We start from the raw sequence: 23,826 nt of genomic DNA on the forward strand, positions 1-23,826 counted from the left end.
GATCAAGCCTCCTGCGGAACTTCTGTGGCGTAAATATCGGTCCAGAGCTCTTCGACAGCCGGCTCCGGTGAGGTCTTGGCGAACTCGGCGCTCTCGTTCACGATTTCCTTGATCTCCTTGTCGATGGCCTTGAGATCGTCTTCGCTGGCATGTTTGCCGGTCAGCAGCAGGGAGCGCACCTGTTCGATCGGGTCGCGTTCGTCGCGCATCTTTTGCACTTCTTCGCGGGTGCGGTACTTGGCCGGGTCCGACATGGAGTGGCCCCGGTAGCGGTAGGTCTTGATCTCGAGAATGTACGGTCCCTTGCCGGAGCGACAGTGGGCCACGGCCTTTTCACCGGCCTCTTTCACGGCCAGCACGTCCATGCCATCCACAGCCTCGCCGGGGATGCCGAAGGATTTGCCGCGCTCATAAATTTCCGCAGAAGAGGTGGAGCGTTGCTGCGATGTGCCCATGGCATATTGATTGTTTTCGATCACAAAGACGCACGGCAGCTTCCACAGGGCGGCCATGTTGAAGGCCTCATAGACCTGGCCCTGATTGGCCGCGCCATCGCCGAAGTAGGTGAAGGTGACGCGACCGTTTTCCTTGTACTTATCTGCGAAAGCGAGGCCCGCGCCCAGCGGTACCTGCGCTGCGACGATGCCGTGGCCACCATAGAAATGCTTCTCCTTGGAGAACATGTGCATGGAGCCACCCTTGCCCTTGGAATAGCCGCCTTCGCGGCCCGTCAACTCGGCCATCACGCCGTTGGGGTCCATACCGCAGGCCAGCATATGGCCGTGGTCGCGGTAGGAGGTGATGCGCTTGTCACCCTCTTCGGCGGCGGCCTCAAGGCCCACCACAACCGCTTCCTGACCGATGTAGAGGTGGCAGAACCCGCCAATCAGACCCATGCCGTAAAGCTGGCCCGCCTTTTCCTCGAACCGCCGGATCAGCAGCATGTCGCGGTAATAGGCTTTGAGCTCTTCCGCAGAAACATTCGGTTTTTTGGTGGATTTTCGCGGTGCCATCTGAGCGGTTCTCCCTCGTCGCGCCCGGCTTCGGGCAGATAGTTTAGCGTTAAACTATTCTTTATCGGATTCGCACGCGTAAGGCGAGGGGCAATCTGACGCGTGGTCAGGCAGCTTTGAATTCAGCCATTCTTGAGAGCTAAGCGCTTAGCGGATAACGATTTCATCCGCGCGGATCATGCCAAGGACGGAGCGCGCCTGCTCATCCAGAAGATCCAGATCGAGGAAATTGTCCGACAGCCGCTGGGTCAGGTTCTCCATCCGGGAGACCTCTTGTTGCACATGGGTCAGCTGCTTTTGCAGCGCATCGGCTTCGGCCACGATCTCGGCGCGGCGGAACAGGCCAAAATCACCCTGTACGGCGGCGAATGTAAAATAGGTGGCCAATCCCAAGGCCGCCGTGAAGAAAACGAATGTGCCAAATGCGGGTCGGGGTGTGCGGGTCATCTGCCGTGCCTCTTGGTCGCCTCTTACCGGGCGTAGCGGAACTATGGCACAGGCGCCGTAAAAAGGGAATCCCCTTTGTCACATTTCCTTTGGAAAACAGGCGGTTTCGCGCGCGGGCACCGCCGAGATCGAAGTCACTCGGAGAGCGCCGCAACCCCAGGTAGTTCCTTGCCTTCCATCCATTCCAGGAATGCACCGCCCGCTGTGGAGATATAGGTGAAATCCTCCGCCGCACCGGCCTGATTGAGCGCGGCAACCGTATCGCCGCCTCCAGCAACCGAAATCAACTGCCCTGCCTTGGTCAGACGTGCGGCCTCTGCCGCGGCGGCATTTGTGGCCTGATCGAAAGGGGCGATCTCAAAGGCGCCCAATGGGCCATTCCAGATCAGTGTTTTCAGATCGGCAAAAGCCGCACAGACGGAATTCGCGCTCTCAGGGCCTGCGTCCAGGACCATCTGATCTGCGTCCAGGACCGTATCCGCGCCGAGGGGCAGGGCGTCATGGTCGGCACCTGCCTTGAATTCCCGGGCGACCAACCCATCCACGGGCAGCAGAATGCGGCAGCCGGTCTTTTCTGCCTCCGCCATGATCGCCTTGGCCGTGTCGATGAAATCGGGCTCCTGCAGGGACGCACCCAATTGCGCGCCCTGGGCGGCGAGGAACGTGTTTGCCATGCCGCCGCCGATCACCAGCAGATCAAGCTTGCCCACCAGATTTTCCAGCAGTGCGATTTTTGTCGAGACCTTGGCGCCACCTACAACCGCACCGACGGGGCGTTCGGGATGGGCCAGCGCGCTTTCGAGGGCGGAGAGCTCCGCCTGCATCAAACGACCCGCGCAGGAGGGCAGCAGATGCGCGACGCCGGTTGTCGAGGCATGGGCACGGTGCGCGGCAGAGAAAGCATCGTTGCAGAACACGTCACCCAAGCTGGCGAGGAACTGCGCCATGCCGGGATCATTGGCCTCTTCCCCCGCGGCAAAGCGGGTGTTTTCCACCAATACGACGGTCCCGGCGGGCAGGGCTTTCAGTTCGTCAGGATCGGGGCGTTCAACAAAGGTCACGTCCTGACCGAGGGCTGCCTCAAGCGCGGGCAGGGTGACCCGCAGCGACATCTCCGGCACGACCTTGCCCTTGGGGCGCCCGAAATGGGCCAGCAGAATGGGTAGGCCACCCGCGGCGAGAATATCGCGAATGGTCGGCACGATCCGATCAATGCGCGTGGTGTCCGTGACGCGGCCATCCTCGACCGGCACGTTGATATCCACCCGCACCAGCACTCGCTTGCCGTCAAGCTCCATATCGTCCAGCGTCTTCCAGCCCATGCCCTGATCCTTTCCTCAAAACTGCCCCCGTGTTTTGCGCGTATGACCGCTTGCGTCAATGACCTGCTTGGCATTCAGGGCCACAGGATTTAGGTACTCGGCCAAGCAAACAGACAGGAGCGCCGATATGGCCGAGATCAAAGACCCCGAAAACACGATACTGATGGAGCTGAAGGGGGGTACGGTGACCATCCAACTGCTGCCGGATGTGGCCCCGAAACATGTGGAGCGGATGAAGGAACTCGCGCGGTCCGGCCAGTATGACAACGTGGCGTTTCATCGGGTGATCGACGGCTTCATGGCGCAGACCGGCGACGTGCAGCACGGCAACATGGAAGAGGGGTTCAACCTGCGCATGGCGGGCACCGGCGGGTCGGACATGGACAATGTTCCGGCTGAATTCTCCAAGATCCCGCATGCACGTGGCTCGATTGGCGCCGCACGGTCGCAAAACCCCGACAGCGCCAACAGCCAGTTCTTCATCAACTTCAAGGACAATGATTTCCTGAACGGCCAGTACACCGTTTACGGGCAGGTGATCGAAGGCATGGAGCACGTGGATGCCATCACGCGGGGCGAGCCGCCAGCGGAGCCTGACCGGATGATCTCCGTCAAGGTGGCTGCAGATGCATAAGGCGCTCATCGCATCGCTGATGCTGGCCACCCCGGCCCTGGCCACCGGTATCGAGATCGAGGTTGCGGGCGAGGCCAGCGGCACCATCAAGATCGACCTGCTTGAGGAAGTCGCGCCCGGCCACGTGGAACGCATCAAGGCGCTGGCGGAAAGCGGCGCCTATGATGGAGTGGTTTTTCACCGCGTGATCAAAGGGTTCATGGCGCAGACCGGCGACGTCGAGCACGGCAAGCTGGGCGGTGACATGCGCCGCGCGGGCACCGGCGGCTCGGACCAGCCGGATCTGGCTGCAGAGTTCTCGGACGTGCCCTTTGACCGCGGCGTCGTGGGCATGGCGCGGGCACAAAACCCGGATAGCGCCAACAGCCAGTTCTTCATCATGTTCCAGGAGGGGTACTTCCTGAACGGCCAATACACCGTTGTTGGCCGCGTGACAGAAGGGCTCGACGTGCTTGACGCGATCAAGCTTGGCACCGGCCCCAATGGCGCCGTCATCGGTGAACCAGACGTGATGCAAAAGGTTACTGTCACTGAATAGAACTCGTCTCACACCGACCCGCCACCGAGATTGGTGGTGGGTCGGTCAACGACGGCTTCAGGCCCGCTTCTGTGATTTTCTACATAGCGGCAAGGGTCCCGTTTTGGGAAACAGACAAGAGTCCTCGCAGAATTCTTGACCCAAACCGAACCCTGGTTGTTTTGGTTGTTTCCGCACTAGCCCTTTCAAAGCTGGCATTGGCGTGCCGCGTAACAGGTCTTCTCTTTTTGCAGTTTTGATGGGCTGGGGAGCGCGCGAGCAGTCGCACCGGAACGACCTAACCTGGGCAGCAAAAGGTAGTTTGCAAAGAAGGAACGACGATTGCATGGTGTCCGGCCTCACTGGATAGGCGGATAGATCGCCGAGCGGGTTCTGATCCTTTCATCGCACAAAAGCCTCACCCCAAGTCGAATACCCCTTCGTTTGCCGTCAACCATGCGACGGTCTCCACCGCATGCGTTGTCTCTTCGTCCTCGGACTGTTCCTCTTCGACCTTGACCGACACAGCGCCGCCGGTGCCCAGATCATACCGCAGGCCTGCCGGGTCGATGCCGTTGAACGTCTGCATATCCGCAAAGAAGGCTTCCGTCGCCTCCAGCGTCGTGCCAAGTGCCGCATAGTCGTGGTCAATCGCCAGTTGCCCAGTCTCGAACACGGTGCTACCCGCGGCGATGTCCAGCGCAACCCAATAAAGCTGCTCCGTCGCAATGCTTGAAAGACCCGCCACCACCTGGGCCTCTTCCGCCTGCAAAGTAAACTCGAAGCCACCCGCAGTCACCTGATCCAAGCGATGCGTCAGCGCGCGCCCCTCTGCATCGCCACTGAGCTGCGCCAGCACAATGGGCGCTGTGGTGAAATCTGAAAGCGCAACCGTGCTGGCGGCGACCGAGCTCACTTGTTCCTGGCCAAAGGTCACCTTGGTGCCATCCGCCAGTGTGTGACTGCCGAGACTGCCCGCCATCCAGCTGACCGAGAGCTCGCCATGCGCACCGTCCAGATAGTCCCATTCGTCCACCTGGAACTCGAAGCCCTGATCGGTCACGTTCCGCACCCGCAGGTTCAGCGGATTGCCGCCCTCCGAGGAGGCAGGTCCCATGACAACGGCGGCGTTCTCGATCGTCTGGTCAAAGCTCACCGTGTGCCATTGGTTGCCATCGAGTTGCTCCACCCGAAGATCGCCGATCTGCATCCGCGCGGGCGGGGCTACATCGACCGGACCGAGGGCGGATGACCCCTGCAACTCTACTGCGGTGACGCCCCTGACCAGCACCTGATCTCCGCCCCCGAGCAGGAGCAAGGCCCCGTCGGCGGCATCGCTGACTTCAAAGGACGGCAATTGTCCATCAATGCGGATGATGTCTTCGGCGAGAGAGAAATCCTCGATCACGTCCTGACCGCTGCCAACACCGAACACGAAGGTGTCAGCCCCAGAGCCCCCCGTCAGAACGTCATCGCCGGCGCCACCGTCAAGGGTGTCGTCCATAAGGCTGCCAAACAGTTTGTCGTTCCCTTCGCCCCCCAGCATTGTATCTCCAACACTGTGACCCAACGCCGCATAAGTGCCATCATGTCCGAAGCCGACGATGTCGACGCGGCCGTCGCCGTTGATGTCGCCCACGACCCGCTCGTAGAGTTCGGACCCCCAACCCGTGGCATCGCCGCCGAAATAGGACTCGGCCTTATAGGCGTTTCCAAAGGTTCCGTTCGCCTGACCCAACGCCACATAAGTGCCGTCATGTCCGAAGCCGACGATGTCGACGCGGCCGTCGCCGTTGATGTCGCCCACGACCCGCTCGTAGAGTTCGGACCCCCAACCCGTGGCATCGCCGCCGAAATAGGACTCGGCCTTATAGGCGTTTCCAAAGGTTCCGTTCGCCTGACCCAACGCCACATAAGTGCCGTCATGTCCGAAGCCGACGATGTCGACGCGGCCGTCGCCGTTGATGTCGCCCACGACCCGCTCGTAGAGTTCGGACCCCCAACCCGTGGCATCGCCGCCGAAATAGGACTCGGCCTTATAGGCGCTCTCAAAAAATCCATTTATCTGGCCATCGGTTGTATTGCCTCCGACCAGTGTGTCGTCACCTTGACCACCTGTCAGCAGATCGCTTCCGTCGCCCCCGACAATGGAGTCGTCTCCATCGCCGCCGTCGATTGTATCAGCGCCCAGCCGACCATGCAGGCGATCACCCGCGATCGTCCCATTGAGAACGTTGTCATCAGCCGTTCCGTCAAGCTGGATCAGCGCGGCGATGTCTTCGCGATCCAGGGTCACACCATCACTGAAGATGATCTGTTCAAGTCCCTGACTTTGCGCGGTTGCGTCGAAAAACTGGCTGACAACGCGGATATTGTCTCCGGTCGACACAATCTTAAACAAAAAATCCCAAGTTACAGGGGCGCGCAGGATAATCACATCATCAAACGCGACATCCTCGAACCGGAGTATGTCGATCTCGGTCATCGACGTTCCGAAATCCTGGATCGTGTCGTTGCCGTCGCCTTTGGCCCAGACATAGGTGTCGTTGCCATTTGCTGCCTCAGCAGTCGCGGTGCCCCCACGCAAGAGATCATCGCCGGTGCTGCCGACTAGCGTGTCATCGCCCGAGCGGCCTTCGAGTGTGTCATTGCCGCTGCCGCCGTCAAGATAATCGCCACCGTCATAGGGAATAAGATGGTTTTTGGCATATTCAGCATCAGTCAGCGCATCCTCAGTGGGGGTTCGCCAGATACGGCCCTCAGTTTTTCCGGTAGTGATGTAGTGGTACGTCGCGCCAGCATAATCATATCCATAGGCATTGCGCAGATCATCATAGTTCTTGAGATACTGGACCACATTAAAGTCAATTTGACGGCCTTCGTAGTAGCCGGACTGAGCATAATGTTGAGCAGCCTGCGTAAAATTCGAACCGTAGGCTACAATAAGATCATCGTGGCTCGCGAGATACGATAGTACATCAAAGGAAACCAGACGGTTTTCGTGTCGGCCATGGTCTTGCCAATGCGAACGGGCGCTGTGGGCATCATTGACCCAGTGGGACGCAATCAGATCAGGGTGCGATGCAATATAGCTCCACGCCAGAAGATCATTGGCACCGCTCCACATCTGCAGCGGGGTAAAAACATTGGGTTGTGGCGCAGCGGCTTCGTGTCCTCGCAGATAATCGTCTCCATCCATCCCGTATATGTTATCGCCTGCTTCTGTTCCGATCAGATTGTCGTTACCTGACGTGCCCTCAGTCCTGATATTTGCGGCAATATCGTCGCGTCCCCAGATCACGCCATCGCTGAACTCGATGGCCTCAAGCCCTTGGCTCTGTGCTGTGTAGTCGTGCAACTGGCTGATCACTCGGATGATTTCGTCGCCCGACTGTATCTCTATTTCGATATCAACTGTCCCACTGACACGGCGCAGCACCACGCCGTCTGACGCGACATTTTCGAAGCGCAGCGTGTCTACTTCAGCAAAGGAGCTGGAATACTCCTGAATGGTATCATTGCCATCGCCGATCGACCAAACATAGGTGTCGTTGCCGTTGGTCTCCTCGGCTACCGCGCTTCCCCCCGTCAGGACGTCATCGCCCGCACCACCGTTCAGAACGTCATCGCCGCCGCTGCCGTTAAGCGTGTCGTTGCCTCCAAGGCCGTAGAAGTTATCCGGGGTGTTCTTGCCTACGAGCACGTCGTTCCCGCTGGTCCCGTCCGTGCGCGTGTGGGCGTAGATGTCCTCGAGGCTCCAGGTCACGCCATCACTGAACGCGATGCTTTCGAGGCCATAGTTGCGCCCGTCGTAATAATAGCGCTGCACATCGGTGATCACTTCTCCGGTGCTCAGGATCGTGATCGTCAGATTGTCCGATCCGTTTGCCCGCGTCAGCGCCACGTCATCCGAGGTCACGTCCGTCAGGATCAGGCGGTCAACCTCCGCCAAAGAGATGCCCCAGTCCTGGATCGTATCGTTGCCATCGCCCTTGGCCCAGACATAGGTGTCGTTGCCGTTGGCTTCCTCGGCTACCGCGCTGCCCCCCGTCAGAACGTCATCGCCAGCGCCACCGACGAGGATGTCACTGCCATTGCCACCGTTCAGCGTGTCGTCGCCACCCATGCCTTCGAGTTTATCTTGACCTGCCCCTCCGTTTTTTGTTTCAGCCGCCGCGGTGCCAACATAATGCGTCAAAGCTGGTGCTGCGTTGGCCTCATGCGTGCGGCCGCTCTCCAGTTTCTCGGTGCTTTGGGCGAGCGCCACGATGAACTGGTTGGCGCTGATGCGTCCCGAAGATAGGTTTTCTTCCCACATCTGCTGCTCAGCCGCCGTGGGCTGGCGGCCAAAGGCGTTCAGGAAGGCCTGGCTGACCAAAGCCGCCCCCGACAGGCCTTTCAGGCTTATTGAAGAGACGCCCTGGATCGCCCCATCGATCAAGAGCATTTTTGCGATCAGATCGTCGGGGTTGTCGGTGCCTTCCAGCAAAAGGCCCGCGTAGTATTCCAACTCATGCGCGGTCGCATCCCGATCATAGGCCACGTCGATCAGATCTTTGACCATGGCTTCCACATAGGCGCGGTCGAGGCTGCGCTCGTATTCGGCGGGGTTCATGATGACGTCGAAGTTGTTCGTCGCCATATGCGTGTTGCCCACAACGAGATGTTCAACGGCTTCGGAAAGTGTCAGCAAGAGCTCCACACGGCTTGAGACATCTGCAGTCAATGTGCGCAGGTGGGTGTCCAGCTCCACCAGTGACGGTGCCCGCCCGAAGGTGTTCAGATAGAACTGGTCTACAAATTCGGCGTTCTTGAGAACCCCGTAGCGCGTTGCGGCCTCGTCTGAGTTCATCAGCTCGGTCACCAGAGCGGCGCGGTCCAGTTCGCCTTCGGCCACGTATTTCACCAGCACCTCTTGCTCGGCGTAATCCATGTCGCGGTCCAGAACCGTGTCATAGATGCGCGCGGCCTCGGCGTTCAGGCGTGTCTTGGCGGTCTCATCTAGCCTTGCAGTATGGGTCGCTGCGGGGCTTGCGTAGGTCCAGGTATCGATCCCGAAGGCATCAATGTCATGTGACACAGTGGTTGGTGCAGAAGCATCGCCGCTTTCCCAGACGTAGCTGCCATTGTCCAGCGCTGATCTCTTGATCGTCTGGATAAAGCCGTTCCGCAGAATGGTGGTGAGCAAACCGTCAGAAGAGGTGGTGGTCACAAAGGTGCTGATCCGGTCTCCGCCTTCGCCAAAGGACTTTTCCGTCAGAATACGCTCCCCGTCCGCACGGATCACCAGTTCCGATGTCTTGTCGGCCAGACCGTTGCCGTCATAGTCGTGACGTTCCACCACATGCCGCGCATCCCGGCTGACAGAAACCTCCTCCATGGAGCGCAGATCGCCATCCGCATAGCGGGTTTCAGCGACCGTCTTGCGACTGCCGTCCGCATTCAGCGTTGTCGTGGAGGTCATGGTACCATCGACAATGCCGTCACCGTCCAGATCAATATCCCGGACCGTGGAGAGCCCGTTCGCCGCCGTGGTTGTCACCTCCCTGTCCGCCAGCGTGCCGTTGCCCGCCGTTTCCTCATAGGTGGTGATCTGGGCGCCTGCGACATTGAAGCTGGTGGTCCAGGTCCGCATCAGATCATCCGACCCGTCACCATCCACATCCAGATAGATTGAACGCTGCATGCCATTTGCCGAGACCATGCCCGTGATTTCATCCACGACGCTGCCATCCGCATCCAGGTCCCGCCAGGTCGTGTTCACGTTCCGGCTGGGATCAACCGTCGAGACAACCTCGCGGTCGGTTGTGCCATCGCCATCCAGATCGGTGGACAGGGTCGAGGTCCAGCCATCCGCACTTTCAACACGCGTCTCGGTCCGGATGGTCTGTGCGGTGTCGCCAAATTCCGTGATGCTTTCGGTAAAACCGCCATCGGCGCCCCGCGTCAGAACGCTGCTGCGATCGACGGTCCCATCTCCATCACGGTCCAGCGAGACAGAGGTGACAAGACCATTGCCGCTCGTGGTCGTGGTCATGTCCGAGAGGGGCTGGGATATGGCGTTGCGGGTGATCTGATGCCGGATGACATCGCCGTTGGTGTCAAAGGTGGTGCTGTCTTCGGAGATGAACTCGAACCCGCTCTTCCCATCCAGATCCAAACGGCTGATGCGTGTCAGACCATCGTCACTGGTTTCATATTCCGCAGTTGCAAGGGCCGCACCACGCCCTGTCGTATGCGTCATGGTTTGCAGGGTTTTTCCGTCGGCACCCAGCACGGTTGCGTCCTGCACGACATGTTCTGCAATCCCATCCGCGTTGCGATCCACTGTCCGGGTCCGGGTCAGCCCATCATCGCTCCGGGTGGTCACAGCGGTGGCTTCCAACGTGCCACCGGAGGAGAAGTACTCCTCGGTCGTGGTCACAGTGCCATGGTCATCCCGGTGCGTTGTCGAGACCGCATCGAGCGTGTCATTCCCATCTGCGTCATAGGAGGTGGTGGAGGTGCGGCCATCCGCGCTGGTCACGGTTGTCGTTTTGCTGAGTAGGGAGGTGTCAGCCGCGCGGCGTTCTTCCGTGACGGTCTCGATGCCATCAATGGACAGGTCCAGCGTCGTCAGTGTGGTGAGGTCATCGGTGCCATCCGCGTTCTCATCCAAAGTATCGGTGCGCGTGCGGCCATCATCGCTGATCTGGCTGGATGACGTGCGGTAGACCGTGCCGTTTGTGCTCTTTTCCGTCACCGTTGTTGTTTGCGCGCCATCCGCATTGAGCACGGTGATGCCTTGCTCAGTGCGCTCAAAGGTGCCGTTCCCATCCGCATCCACATTGGTCGTTGTGGTGAGGCCATTGGCGCTGGTGATCGTCTCGACATGGCTTTGCAGAACCGCATTGCCTTGATCATCCACGCCCCACTCGGACTGCGTCTGCGTGAGCATGCCATCATCCGCAACGATGCGCGACGTGACCATATCGTCGGCATCGTCACCGTTCACATCCGTCGTGGTCGTCACGTCGCGGCCATTGTCGTTTGACGTGGTTTTCGATGCGGAACGCAGCGCGCCTGCGGCATCCCGCAGTTCCGACGTGACAACCGTGCCGCCATCATCCTGCAGCGCGGTGGTCTCTGTCGTGATCAGATCGAATGTGGCGTCGCCATCTGCATTAAGCGAGGTCGTTACGACCAAGCCATCATCGCTGGTCTCAACCCGGCTCTGCGACAGGCGCGTGGCGCTGGCGGAGACCTGTTCCGTCGTTGTGACCTGCGCGCCGTTTTGCTGCAGAACAGTCGTGCTGATCTGCTCGCGTTCAAAGATACCATTGCCATCCGCGTCGGTCCGTGCGGTGGTTGTCAGACCATCGTCGCTTACCTTTACGTCGTTTGTGCTGCGCAGGGTCCCGTTGCCATTCTTCGTTGTAACGGTCGTTGTCCGGCTGCCATCTGCGTTCAGGGTGGTTGCACTCTCTTCGGTGACATCATTGATGTCATCGCCGTTCAGATCCCGTTTGGTGGTGGAGACCAGGCCATTGGCACTGACCGATGTCTGTGACGACGTCACTTTGGACCCATCCGGGTTGGTCAGAAGATCACTCATCACCATCGACCCGTCATCGGCCTCTGTTGAGGTTGTCAGGGTATCTGCACCGCCATGCCCATCTACGTCCTGTGCGGTTGTTTTGATTTGCCGGTCCGCGCTTTCCGTCGAGCTGGTTCGGCTCAGCAGTGTCATCCCGTCCCCGGCATAGGCCGAGACCGTGCGGGTGATGCTGCCGTCCGCCTCAAGCACGCGCACATCGATGGTCTGGCTGTCAAAGGCGCCATTCCCGTCCGCATCCACCTTTGTGGTTGTCGTCAGCCCATCGGCGCTGGTCTCGACCACGGTTTTGCTGCGCAGGGTGTTGTCCTGGTTGCGGGTCTCCAGGGTGCGGGTCGACATGCCGGTGCCGTCCACGGTTGTCACATCCGAGACGCGCAAATCGATGCCACCAACGCCATCCGCATCCGTGGTGGTTGTGACGGTCAAACCGTCCTCGGAGGAGCGGGTTGTGCTGCTGGCCAACACCGTGCCATCGGCGGCGCGGGTCTGATCCAACGTGGTGCGTTCTTGTGTCGTGCCATCGATCGTCACAGAGCGCACCCGCTCATCCGCGTCAAAAACCCCGTCCTGATCGAGATCGACCCAGGTCTCGGAGCTGACCTTATCCGCACCGAGCGTGGTCTTTTCCATCGATCGCACCGAGCCATTGGTGTTTGTGATCGTGACCGTGTTCTCACGGCTGCCATCGCCCTGGATCACCGTCGCATCCAACGTGGTGGTGTCGATATCACCGTCGCCATCCACATCCGCCGCAATGGTCTTGCTCAAAGCATCCGCGGATTGCGTCTGTGTCACGCTGCTGCGCAGGCTGCCGTCGCCGTTCTCGACCCGCAGGATCGATGTGCTCTCCCCGCCCGTACCAAGCGTGATGGAAAGGTCTTCGACCGTCTCCACAGCGCCATTGCCATCCACATCGCGGCGGATCACCTTGCTTTGCCCATCCGGACCAACCACCATCGTCTCAGACGACCGCAGGCTGTTGTTCTGATTGTGCGCCTGCGTGCTTTCCGTCCGGCGACCATCGCCATGCTCGATGATGCTATGCGTGACGGTGACATCGTCCAGCGTATCACCATCCTCATCGGTGCCCTTGGTACGGATCAGCCCGTCCACGCTTGTCGTTTCGCTGGAGCCGCGGATGGTCGAGCCATCTTCGGCCAGATCGTTGATCACGATGCTGCGGCTGCCGTCGGGCAGGGTCGTGCGGATCTCTTCCTGATCGAACCAGCCGCCGCCCGTGCTGTCCCGCTGGATCGTGACATCCGCCCCATCCGCGCTGGTCGTGGTCACGATCCGGCTGGTCACAATCGCCGTCGCCGCATCCGCCCCGGTTTTGTTCACGACGGTTTCTATTTTGTTCCCGTTGATCTCCTGCGTCGAGATCATCTGCAGCCGGTCAACCACCCCGTCGCCATCATCGTCATAGCTGTTGGTGATGCTCGATCCATCCGGACTGGTCACCGAGGTGATCTCATAGGCCACATCGCCCGTCGCCGCATAGGCGGTGCTGACCACCACCCGGTTGCCGGACGCATCGGTGCTTTCCACCTGCTCGACGCGATACCCCTGCGCCTCGGCCACCAGCGTTGCATTCGCCACCGTGCCTGTCGTGCCATCGGTCCGCGTAAATGTCGTCTGCCCGGTGATCATCGAGCCATCCGGCAGCTCGATCCGCGTGGTATCCGCCGTCAGGTTGATCGAGGTGATCCCCAGCTCCGCCAGCGTCTTCGCCGTGGTCGAGCCATCCGGGTTGGTCACCAGAACCTTGAAGTCTGCAAACCGCGCGTCAGAGGCATCGAGCACGCCATCGTCATTGCTGTCAAACACAGCCCTGAGTGCGGCCAGATCATCCGTCGCCGTCGGGTCCCACTCGGTAAAGACATACTCCTTCTTCTCCGAAATCGCTCCGTCACCATCATCATCGATGAACAGAACACCATCACCAGCCCCAGCCCAGGCCGTCCGGTGCAGCAATCCATCCCCACCAGCGTCCATGAAGACCGTCGATTTGGAGAGTTCGGTGATTTCGATACCGTCACCGTCTAAGTCGAGGAGGATAGGGCGATCCTCGCCGTGCGTCCGTCCCGGACGTCCGCCACTCGTACCTATGCCACTGGATGAACCCTCAGACGATCCGGAAGAGCTGTTCCCACTATCGCTCCCTCCAGAAGAACTGTTGCCGCCAGGTTCTGAACTGGAATGCCCCCCAAATCCGAGAGCCTCAGCAACAGATTTTGCAGCATTCCCGATTGCTTTCCCAATCGAGCCTAAAGCTTTACCTATAGCGCCCCCAATTCCACCGCCGCCAGAGTGGGTGGTCGAACCCGCATCCTGATTTGCAGCATTACCTTCTCCCTGGCGACTATAGGTGCCTTGGATACCAAACTTGCCATCAAATCCAAGCGCATCCGCTATCGACCGAAAAGCTCCACCGATGGTTGTTCGCGCGACACCGTTGTCGTCCACCCTCCCATAGTTATCGAGGAGTTCTTTTGAAAAATTGCTATATGGATTCGTCGTGCCGACAACCCCATTCGCGTCTTTCCAATCGAGCACGGCACCGTCAGGTCTTCTTGTGTAGCCCTGACGGTCCAGAACCTCAGTGCGTAAGCTAGTTGTGGAACCGAGCGCACCTTCGAGGTAATCTTCCGCGATCTTTATGCCGATTTGCCGCTCTGCACCGAGAGAATACGCAGCATTTGCAACCGCATTTCTAGTATAGTCTTCAACACTAATACTATGCTTTTCACTATATGTGGCTATGCCACCTGAGAATTGAAATACACCGGAAGCCCAACGTTGTGCAGTCAGCGGATGCAATTTTTCCAGCTGCTCTGTGTCAGAAATTATGTTTCCCAAAACATCAGTTTCGTATCTTAGGGTATGTGGCGCTCCATTTCTAATTACAAAATCAATGACTTTTTGACCAACCAAGTTGCCGTTTTCGTCAAGTATATCTGTGGTATTGCGCGTCTTACTAGCCTCAAAGCCTGATCGCGGATTGTCTTCGTGAACTTCAAAGCCTACGGATAGCGGACCTCTGCCCAGGGCAAACGTGCCGTATGCGCCGTCTTGTTTGTGTGTTTCGCCAATGCTGACCGGTCCCGGCGTAGACCAACCCCATTCATTTGCTTCTGAATCCACTTGGATGCCATTACGTCCCCAACTCAATCCACTTGAACCACCATTTATTGGATCGTAACTGTAGTTCAATTGACCAATGCCAAAGTCTAGCGATGCCGTTAGCCCACCACGACCTGGATTGGCTAGGGTCAACTTTGTTTCGGGCTGGTTTTCTTCATCCATGGATGACTTCCATTCAGTGCTTAATACGACGCGTCAGTGTATTCACAATTCGCACGCGACAAATTTTCTTGGAAAGAATTTGGGAAGTGTAGGGCAATCCTACCACAAGGTATGAGAACGCAGGATTCTGCACATCTCCCACACTGCATACACTTGTAGGCCACTCGGATGATGGACCATCCAAATCGCCCTCGAAAAGAGGTGATATTGCTCTATGGTAAAAAACCAGTTGCTCAAAAAGCTTAGGATCAATAGCTTCAGCTAGGCAATTGTGAACCTCGCCCCCCGTACCAACAAAAAAAACTGGCAGCGCGTCTCCTTCGCTAGACGCCAGTATATCCCGCACTACCTCGACATAATCGGACCAAATCTCCGGGCAGTGGCTGTGGTTCTCGGCAGCCGCATCGCGCGGCAACGCCACGGTCACTGCGACAAAGGAAGCCTTGGCAAGATGCCGGCGCCAAGCGTCCATCACCGGCTCTCTCTGACGTCGCGCTGATGCGGCCAGCATTTGTTGCAGACCATGAAAGTCACCCCGATCCACGCTGAGCTTCGTCTAAACACCAAACCTCTTCCCCCTTGTTAACCTTGCCCGCCGACGGTTAACCACTTCTGCGCAGAAATCAGCTTATCCGACCGCGCCCTCACCCAGTCTTTGATCCAGATCAAAGACAAAAGCATTTTGACGCCAAACCGCGTTACTGGAAGACCTTACCACTAGACCCCGCGCCCAATAGGCAGCTCTCCAATGCCTCACAGTGTCCTTATCGTTAAACGGGAACATTAACCAATTCACCATAAATTTAAATCATGGTTAACGCCTGAAGGCGCCATAATCCGGCGCGTCGCCTGTCAGGGTCGCTCATGTGACCAACGAATGGTCGCAGTCGTCTCATAGAGTACCTAAGTCTGTTTTCCACACACGTCGTTGTTTGCCCTAATGCATACCGCTCAGAACGGCCATTTACGTCACAGCGAAGGCGCACTTCTCTACTCGGGCGTTTGGGTCAGGTTCATTTCATCGTTTCGCTTCCATGCTTTGGGATCTAAGCTGCATCCAAACAAAAAAGGCGCCGCATTGCGACGCCCTTCACTTATTGCTCGGTGCTTTCGTCCTACGACGCAGGGTTCGGCTTTGCCGCAGGTGTCGACTTGGCGCCGGGGTTCAGCGGATCGTCCTGACGCTGTACGGAGCCTTCGAAATGCGCGCCGCTCTCGATAGCGATGGTCTTGTGGATGATGTCACCCTCAACCCGCGCCGTCGATGTAAGGCGGACCTTCAAGCCGCGCACGCGACCCACGATGCGACCGTTGACCACGACATCGTCAGCAATCACTTCGCCCTTGATCGTAGCCGTCTCACCGATGGTCAGCAGATGGGCGCGAATGTCACCTTCAACGGTGCCTTCGACGTTGATGTCACCCGTTGTCTTCATGTTGCCCGTGACATGCAAATCCGACGACAGCACGGAGGCTGGCGGCTTTGCCTTGGGAGGGCTCGCTTTGTACTCGGTCGGCTTTGGCGTTGCCGGGGCAGAGGAAGACGCCGCCGGTGTGCTCTTGTCATCCTCGGCTTGTTTCTGGCCCGGTTCGTTGATTTTGCTCTTAGAAAACATCTTTTGCAGCCTTGATATAGATCATTGGGTTTACAGCTTTCCCACCGACACGAACTTCATAGTGAAGGTGCACGCCGGTCACCCGTCCGCTTGCACCCATATCACCGATATGATCCCCGCGCGAGACCCTTTGCCCAACTTTGACGCGAATTTTTGACAGATGTGCGTATCGGGTCTCGATGCCAAAGTCGTGTTGGATTTTGATGAGGCGGCCATAGCCGGACTGCCAGCCTGCGTGGATCACAACCCCATCCGCCGTGGCATGCAGGTCGGTACCCGCGGGCGCGGCAAAGTCCACCCCCTTATGCATGCGGCGGCCACCGGTCTTGGGATCGCGCCGGAAGCCATAGTCACTGGTGAAACGAAAGGCGCGCTTCACCGGCATTGCAAAGGGCGCTTTCTCGGCCGCGATGCGGTAAAGGTTCAGCGTGTCCATCTGTTCCAGAATACGGTTTGCGCGCAGGAAATCCGGTGACAATTCCTCACCCCGGCTGGAGAAGGACAGCGGCGTCAGCGGCCCGCCCTGACCGGAATAGCCGCGCCGCACCTGATCGAGAATCCGCTGTGGCGGCATTCCTGCGGCCTTGAACATCTTGTCCAGCGGCTCAACCGAGACGGTCATGGCTTCTTCCAGCTGGCGGAAAATCTGATCGTTGTTTTCCTTCATCAGCGCGATTTCCAGCGCCAGCTCATCCGCATGGACCAGCGCGTCTTGCGCATCCGCAATAACCTGATCCCGTTCAGCCGCAGTCCGCGCCAGAGCATCGGCAAGGAAATCGACCGGCACGCCGGTATCCTTGGTCGCAAGCAGATTTTGCGTCCCGTTCTGCGCCGGATCACTTTGCAGGGCGGCCAGCGCGTTGCGCGCAGTTTCGCGTTCCTTCATCGTGCTGCGCAGCGTGGTCTGGATCACCTCGATCCCGGTCTCCAGCTCATGCCGCCGGGTCTCGGAGGCCAGCAGTTCCGACTGCATCACGGAAATCTGATTGAGGGCGGCGTTGAACCGTTCCTGTGCAGCCAGTGCCTCGGCGGCGCGGCCATCGCGCTGTGCAGACAGATCATTCAGGCGGGCCTGATAGGTCACCTGATCGCGCTTGGCCTGTTCGCGGAAGTTGCCGGACCCGATGCTGTCCATCAGCAGGATGGCGGTGGCGATGATTGTCCAGGACACCAGCAGGGCACCACCGGCAAAGGCGATCATCTGTGTTTCGGGCTTCAGGCGGATAAATCTTGTGTCGGTATCGGACTTCAGAAACACGCGGCGTTCAGGAAAATACTGCTCCAGCAGTCCGTGAACCTTGATTGCCAAACGTGTCCGCACGAAGCCGTCCCTTTGCTCGTCTCCCCCGGTGCGCGCCCTTTCTCCAGAGGGTTAACACCACACGACGAAGTGCTTAATGAGCGGGCGCTCGCGGGGCAAGCCGCTTTCGACCGCGCGCCGCAACTTGAAGTTGAATTGTTGCAAATCGGCAAAAATCTGCTTGTTTTCGGGGGCTTCAGCGTTCAAGCGCCGTCGGCCAACGGCCAGTAGAAATCCGGGGGAATACCGGCCTCGGCCCGCTTTTCCTCATTGAAGGGTGGTTTGAGCGCGCCGTGGAAATAGGTCCGGACCAATGCGTGAAATCTCTCCTTGGGGTCTTCTTCGTGCCGACCGCAGAGGAAGTGAAACCACTTCGACCCATAGGCCACGTGGCTGACCTCTTCGGCATATATGGTCTCCAGTGCGGCAACGGCGGAGGTCGATTTCGCCTTGCGGAAAATCTCGATCATGCCCGGCGTCACGTCGAGGCCGCGGGCTTCCAGCACCATCGGCACCACCGCCAGACGCCCCATGAAATCATCCACCGTGTCTTCGGCGGCGCGCCACATGCCTGCGTGGGCAGGCAGCGCCCCGTAGTGACTACCCAACTCTTCGAGACAATCGCACATCAGATTGAAATGTTTGGATTCCTCATCCGCCGCCTTCACCCAGTCATCGTAAAACCCCATGGGCATTTTGACATGCGCAAACCGCGCAATGATGTCCCAATGCAGGTCCACCGCATTGAGTTCGATATGCGCCACGGCATGCAAAAGGGCGATGCGCCCCTCCGGGGTGCCGGGTCGGCGGCGCGGCACATCGCGCGGGCTGAGCAGTTCGGGCGCGGCAGGCCGGGCAGGGTGCACCGGCGGATCGGCCCGCCCGATCTGCGGTGTCTCACCCCGGTCGCGGGCGGCCTGCCAGTCGGCGGCAAAGCGGCGCGACAGCGCGGTCTTTTCCCGGCCATCCGCCGTGCGCAGCACCGCCTCGGCCATCTCCGCCAGTGGGATCATAGCGCCTGAACCGCCTCCAGCACCTCTTCCACATGGCCGGGTACCTTCACCTTGGGCCAGATGCGCGCAATCGTGCCATCGGCGGCAATCAGGAAGGTCGAGCGTTCGATGCCGAGGAATTTCTTTCCGTACATGCTCTTTTCCTTCCACACGCCATAGTCTTCGCAGGCCGAGCCGTGCTCGTCCGACAGAAGCGGCACGGTCAGCTCCTTTTTGGCGACGAACTTGTCATGGCTGGCCATGCTGTCCTTGGAGATGCCAAAGACCTTGGCCCCTGCTGCCTCAAAAGCTGCCTTGCTTTCAGAAAAGCCGACGCTCTCCTTGGTGCAGCCGGGCGTGTTGTCACGTGGATAGAAAAACAGGACCACGGGCTGGCCCTGCAGCGCGGATAGCGTGACATCGCCGCCATCGGTGCTGGGCAGGGTGAAATCGGGGGCAGGTTGGGAAATCTCTGGCATGACACTCTCGTGGGTTTAAAGGTTTGCACTGCAGTGACATATTAGGACTGTGCGGGCCAGAGGGAAGGCCTGCCACGCCGATTAACCCGTCGCCTGTCCCAGCCACGAACCCGCAGCCCGATTTGGAACAAAACCCGTCAGATCGCCCCAGAAGACGCCGCAAGAAGCGCTATGTGATCCCGGCCATTTTCCTTGTGCTGGTGATAGCCGCTGTCGGCAGCGCGGTTCTGTGGGTCAAGGACCGGGATATCATCATCCCGCCGTGGGTGCGGGCGCAGATCGAGACGCGGCTGATTGAGGCCGTGCCGGATGCGCAGATCGCCTTTGGTGAAATGATGCTGATCGTCGATGAGAACTGGCGCCCGCGCGCCCGTATCCGCGATGTCCGGATCGCCACACCTGAAGGTGTCGATATCGTTTCGTTTTCCGAGTTGCGGGCGAGCCTGTCGATGACCGGGCTGCTCAAGGGCAAGCTTGAGCTGAAGACGGTTGATCTTACCGGGATATTCCTGAACCTGCGGCGCGGGCCCGGCGGCGTGACGTTATCGGGGGGCGGTGCGACCCAGACCGTCTCACGCGAAGCGCCGAACCTTGCCCGGCTCGTCGCGGACCTGGACGATCTGCTGTTGCGTCCGGTCCTCGCCCGGCTGCGCAGTGCCGATCTGCGTGGCCTCACGCTGCGCTATGAAGATGAGCGGGCCAACCGCGCCTGGACCATCGACGGCGGCAGCCTGTCGCTGGAGCGGACCGGGGCCGCGTTGCAGATCGGCGTCGATCTTGCGGTGCTGAGCGGCGGCGCGCAGGTGGCGACGGTCGCTGCGAATTACGCGGGTCAGATCGGTCAGACGGCTTCCCGCTTTGGTGTCACCTTCGCAAATGTGGATGCCGTTGACGTTGCGGTGCAGGGCCCGGCCTTTGGCTGGCTGCAGGCGCTGCGCGCGCCCATCTCGGGCTCGCTGCGCGGAGGCGTAAGGGAAGATGGCACATTCGATCCGCTCAACGCGACCTTCCAGATCGGGGCGGGCGTGATCCAGCCCACGCCGGAATCCCGCGCCATCCCGATTGACAGCGCGCGCAGCTATTTCACCTATGAACCGGCGGCGCGCACCTTGCGGTTTGATGAGCTTGCGGTCGAGAGCAAGTGGGTCAGCGGGCGGCTGGACGGGACAGCCACGCTTACCGATGACGGCAATGGTCGTATCGAGGATCTGGTGGGGCAGCTGCGGCTCACCAATCTCAGGATCAACCCGGCGGATTTCTACGAGGAACCCGTGCAGGTTGCCGAGGCCGAGCTCGATTTCCGTCTCACGCCACGGCCCTTTGCTTTGCATCTGGGGCGGCTGCAGGTGATCGACCAGGGTCACATTCTCACCGCCAACGGCAAGCTTTCCGCAGATGCGCGCGGCTGGGATATCGCGGTGGACGCACAGATGGACGGCTATGACCCGGACCGGCTGATGGAGCTCTGGCCGGAACACGTGATGGCCAAGACCCGCAGATGGCTGAGCGAAAACCTCTACGGCGGCCGGATGCGGGACATCGCCGCCGCGCTGCGCTGGTCTGCGGGGGAGGAGCCCGAGACCTATCTCGGCTTTGACTTCGATGAGGCCCATGTTCGATTTTTGAAAGAAATGCCGCATATCCGCGAGGCCAAGGGACATGCCTCGCTGCTCAAGGACCGCTTCGTTCTGGTGGTGAACAGCGGCGGAGTCGAGGCGGAGGAAGGCGGGCATATCGATCTGGCGGGATCGTCTTTTATCATCCCCGACGTGCAGGCCAAGGAGGGCACGCCCGGCGTGATCCGGCTGCTCACGAAGTCCTCCGTGACAGCGGCCCTGTCCATGCTGAACCAGCAACCCCTCGAAGTGATGCGCAAGGCCAACCTGCCCGTGACCCTTGCGGAGGGCTGGGCCGAAATGTCCGGCACTGTGGCGCTGCCGCTCATCAAAGGGGTCGAGGTGGAGGCGGTTGAATTCGATGTCTCCGGCGACATCGCCAATCTGCGCAGCGAGACGCTGATCAAGGATCGCGTGTTGCAGGCCGACCGTCTGGCGCTGGTGGCCTCGGACGAGAGCGTCAATCTCGCCGGGCAGGGGGATCTTGACGGTGTGCCCTTCGACGTGGCCTGGTCGCAACCCCTGAACAGCCCCGGCGCACCGGGGCGGGTCACCGGAGAGATCGATGTCTCGCCGGAGGCATTGGACGCCTTCAGGATCAACCTGCCGCAGGGCTACGTGCGCGGCGCGGGCAAGGCCGATATTGATATTACGCTGGCCAAGGATCAGTCGCCCGCGCTGCGCCTCACCTCCGACCTGCGCGGCCTCACTCTCTCGATCCCGCCGATTGGCTGGTCCAAAGGCGCGAACACTGCCGCCGATTTCGAAGTGGTGGCCGAACTGGCTGAGGTGCCGGTGGTCGAACGCCTCGCTCTCGATGCGCCGGGTCTCGATGCGGTTGGGGCGGTGAGCCTCTCTGAGGGCGGCGCGCTTGACCGGGTGCAATTCTCGCGCGTGCGGGTTGGAAACTGGCTGGACGCCCCGATCGATCTGGTGGGGCAGGGCCGGGGCGCACCGCTGGGCGTGGTCGTGCGCGGTGGCACGCTCGATCTGCGGCGGGCGGACATCCCGGCGGGTGCCGCGTCAGGCGAGACCGCACCGCTCACCGTGACGCTCAACCGGCTGCAGGTCACCGATGCCATTGCCATCAACGGTCTGCGCGGAGAGTTCACCACCGGCGCGGGCCTTGACGGCGTCTTTACCGGGCGGATCAACGGTGGTGCGCAGGTAAACGGTCGGATGATCCCGCAGGGCGCGCGCAGCGCCATCCGCCTGACGGCCAATGATGCGGGCGCCGTCTTTGCCTCGGCCAATGTCGTGCAGCAGGTGCGGGGTGGAAATTTCGAGTTGGTGTTGCTGCCCGTCGGCACGGGCGGCGCCTTCGATGGCACGCTAAAGGTGCGCAACACGAGCGTCGTGGACGCGCCCGCCATGGCCGCGCTTCTGAACGCGGTCAGCATCGTCGGGCTATTCAACATCGAAGGCAGCGACAGCCTGTTCTTCTCCGAGGTGAACGCTGATTTTCGCCTGTCACCCCGCCGGATCACCCTGCGTGAAGGCAGCGCGGTCGGCTCCTCCATGGGCATCTCGATGGATGGTGTCTACGCCACGGACAGCGGGGCCTTGCAGATGCAGGGTGTGATCACGCCGGTCTACATTCTCAACGGCATCGGCAGCGTCTTTACCCGCCCGGGCGAAGGGCTCTTTGCCTTCAACTACTCCATCGGGGGCACCGTGCGCGATCCGGATGTCTTTGTGAACCCGCTGACGGCGCTCACACCGGGCGGGATCCGCGACCTTTTCCGCCCGCCGAAGCCCGATGTGCCGCTGGTCGAAGGCGAAACCCCGCCGCCGCCCGCCCCGGAACGTGAAGCGCCCACTTTCACCCGCGGCGAAGATCGCTAAAAGGCCCCTCATGAAACTGAGTGATTTTGATTTCGATTTGCCCGACGGGCTGATCGCGACCCGCCCGGCAGTGCCACGCACCTCGGCCCGCCTGCTGGTTGCGCAAGGGGCCGACATTGCCGATGCCGTTGTTTCGGACATCACAACATACCTGCGCCCAGGCGACCGGCTGGTGCTGAACGATACCCGCGTGATCCCGGCGCGGCTCAGCGGGCTGCGCCACCGGACATCGGCGCAGGGAGAGACACAGGCGCGCATCGAGGTGACCCTGCTGGAGCCGCGCAGTGACGGCACCTGGGCGGCGCTGATCAAGCCGCTGAAGAAGCTGAAAATCGGCGAGGAGGTGATCTTCAGCGCCGACCTGCGCGCGACGCTGCAAGGCGCGGCGGACGGGCAGGGGCATCTGGCCTTCAACCTTGAGGGCGATGATTTCGATGCCGCGCTGAATGCCGCCGGGGCCATGCCGCTGCCGCCCTATATCGCGGCCAAACGCCCCGCGGATGCGCGGGATATGGACGACTATCAAACCGTTTTTGCCACCAATAAAGGCGCCGTGGCCGCGCCCACCGCGTCCTTGCACTTTGACGCGGCGCTGCTGCAGACCATAGCGGATCACGGTGTCAGCTTGACCCATGTGACGCTGCATGTGGGCGCGGGCACCTTCCTGCCGGTCAAGGTCGATGATGTCACCACTCACAAGATGCACGCCGAATGGGGACAGGTCAGCGCGCAGGCAGCGGCGGAGATTGCCGCGACCAGAAAGGCGGGCGGCCGGGTGATCCCGGTCGGCACCACCGCCCTGCGCCTGATCGAGACGGCCGCGCGTGGCGGTGAGATCGCCGCCTGGGAAGGGGACACCGATATTTTCATCTATCCCGGCTTTGAGTTTCAAGTCACCGACGCGCTGATGACCAATTTTCACCTGCCGAAATCCACGCTGATGATGCTGGTCTCCGCGCTCATGGGGCAGGACACCGTGCGGCGCATTTACGCGCATGCCATCGCCCGGGAGTATCGTTTCTTTTCCTACGGAGACGCCTCGCTGCTCTTCCCCACGTAACCGCGTTGCCACAAAGCGACCTCACAAAGTCGCACATGGGCCTGACGGGCCGCACGCCGTCCTGCAAGGAGGGGGCGTCGTC

At 60.2% G+C, this 23,826-nt stretch carries 13 protein-coding genes; 4 read left to right on the plus strand and 9 right to left on the minus strand.

The window, feature by feature from the left end:
- Positions 1-2 precede the first annotated feature (2 nt).
- The 3 genes from pdhA to ISX84_RS21870 all read right to left on the minus strand — a co-directional run bounded on the left by pdhA (position 3) and on the right by ISX84_RS21870 (position 2,782).
- Positions 3-1,013, minus strand: a complete 1,011-nt coding sequence (pdhA, locus tag ISX84_RS21860; protein WP_195822541.1) for a pyruvate dehydrogenase (acetyl-transferring) E1 component subunit alpha — start codon at positions 1,011-1,013, stop codon at positions 3-5.
- A 147-nt stretch (positions 1,014-1,160) separates the two neighbouring features.
- Complete coding sequence (locus ISX84_RS21865) at positions 1,161-1,460, minus strand: FtsB family cell division protein (protein ID WP_195822542.1); 300 nt, start codon at positions 1,458-1,460, stop codon at positions 1,161-1,163.
- A 134-nt stretch (positions 1,461-1,594) separates the two neighbouring features.
- On the minus strand, positions 1,595-2,782 hold the full coding sequence (locus tag ISX84_RS21870) for a phosphoglycerate kinase (RefSeq protein WP_195822543.1): 1,188 nt from the start codon (positions 2,780-2,782) through the stop codon (positions 1,595-1,597).
- A gap of 127 nt (positions 2,783-2,909) precedes the next feature.
- On the opposite strand from ISX84_RS21870, the gene ISX84_RS21875 reads away from it, so the two are divergent.
- Together ISX84_RS21875 and ISX84_RS21880 are read left to right on the plus strand one after the other, a co-directional pair.
- Entirely contained in the window at positions 2,910-3,416 is a 507-nt protein-coding gene (locus tag ISX84_RS21875) for a peptidylprolyl isomerase (protein ID WP_195822544.1), read from the plus strand.
- Positions 3,409-3,954: a peptidylprolyl isomerase gene (locus tag ISX84_RS21880; protein WP_195822545.1), complete on the plus strand. Its 546-nt coding sequence runs from the start codon at positions 3,409-3,411 to the stop codon at positions 3,952-3,954. The genes ISX84_RS21875 and ISX84_RS21880 overlap by 8 nt, the downstream gene beginning before the upstream one ends.
- A 397-nt stretch (positions 3,955-4,351) precedes the next feature.
- Here the strand turns inward: ISX84_RS21880 and ISX84_RS21885 are convergent, their stop codons facing one another.
- The 6 genes from ISX84_RS21885 to ISX84_RS21910 all read right to left on the minus strand — a co-directional run bounded on the left by ISX84_RS21885 (position 4,352) and on the right by ISX84_RS21910 (position 19,223).
- On the minus strand, positions 4,352-13,525 hold the full coding sequence (locus tag ISX84_RS21885; RefSeq protein WP_195822546.1) for a DUF4214 domain-containing protein: 9,174 nt from the start codon (positions 13,523-13,525) through the stop codon (positions 4,352-4,354).
- Between the two features lie 1,324 nt (positions 13,526-14,849).
- Positions 14,850-15,308 (minus strand): hypothetical protein, encoded by a 459-nt coding sequence (locus tag ISX84_RS21890; RefSeq protein WP_195822547.1) that lies wholly within the window; start codon positions 15,306-15,308, stop codon positions 14,850-14,852.
- Positions 15,309-15,951: 643 nt separating this feature from the next.
- Positions 15,952-16,452, minus strand: a complete 501-nt coding sequence (locus tag ISX84_RS21895; protein WP_195822548.1) for a bactofilin family protein — start codon at positions 16,450-16,452, stop codon at positions 15,952-15,954.
- Entirely contained in the window at positions 16,442-17,773 is a 1,332-nt protein-coding gene (locus ISX84_RS21900; RefSeq protein WP_195822549.1) for a DUF5930 domain-containing protein, read from the minus strand. The genes ISX84_RS21895 and ISX84_RS21900 overlap by 11 nt, the downstream gene beginning before the upstream one ends.
- A 182-nt stretch (positions 17,774-17,955) precedes the next feature.
- On the minus strand, positions 17,956-18,765 hold the full coding sequence (locus tag ISX84_RS21905) for a ferritin-like domain-containing protein (protein WP_195822550.1): 810 nt from the start codon (positions 18,763-18,765) through the stop codon (positions 17,956-17,958).
- Positions 18,762-19,223: a peroxiredoxin gene (locus ISX84_RS21910; protein WP_195822551.1), complete on the minus strand. Its 462-nt coding sequence runs from the start codon at positions 19,221-19,223 to the stop codon at positions 18,762-18,764. Before ISX84_RS21910 ends, ISX84_RS21905 begins: the two co-directional genes overlap by 4 nt.
- 173 nt (positions 19,224-19,396) lie before the next feature.
- On the opposite strand from ISX84_RS21910, the gene ISX84_RS21915 reads away from it, so the two are divergent.
- Both ISX84_RS21915 and queA read left to right on the plus strand, forming a co-directional pair.
- A complete protein-coding gene (locus ISX84_RS21915; protein ID WP_326838780.1) occupies positions 19,397-22,684 on the plus strand; it encodes a YhdP family protein in 3,288 nt (1,095 codons plus the stop codon).
- 10 nt (positions 22,685-22,694) lie between these two features.
- Positions 22,695-23,744, plus strand: a complete 1,050-nt coding sequence (gene queA / locus ISX84_RS21920) for a tRNA preQ1(34) S-adenosylmethionine ribosyltransferase-isomerase QueA (RefSeq protein WP_195822553.1) — start codon at positions 22,695-22,697, stop codon at positions 23,742-23,744.
- The last annotated feature ends 82 nt before the right edge of the window (positions 23,745-23,826 follow it).

Source organism: Roseobacter sp. MH60115 (genome assembly GCF_015644665.1).
Taxonomy (GTDB): Bacteria; Pseudomonadota; Alphaproteobacteria; order Rhodobacterales; family Rhodobacteraceae; genus Roseobacter.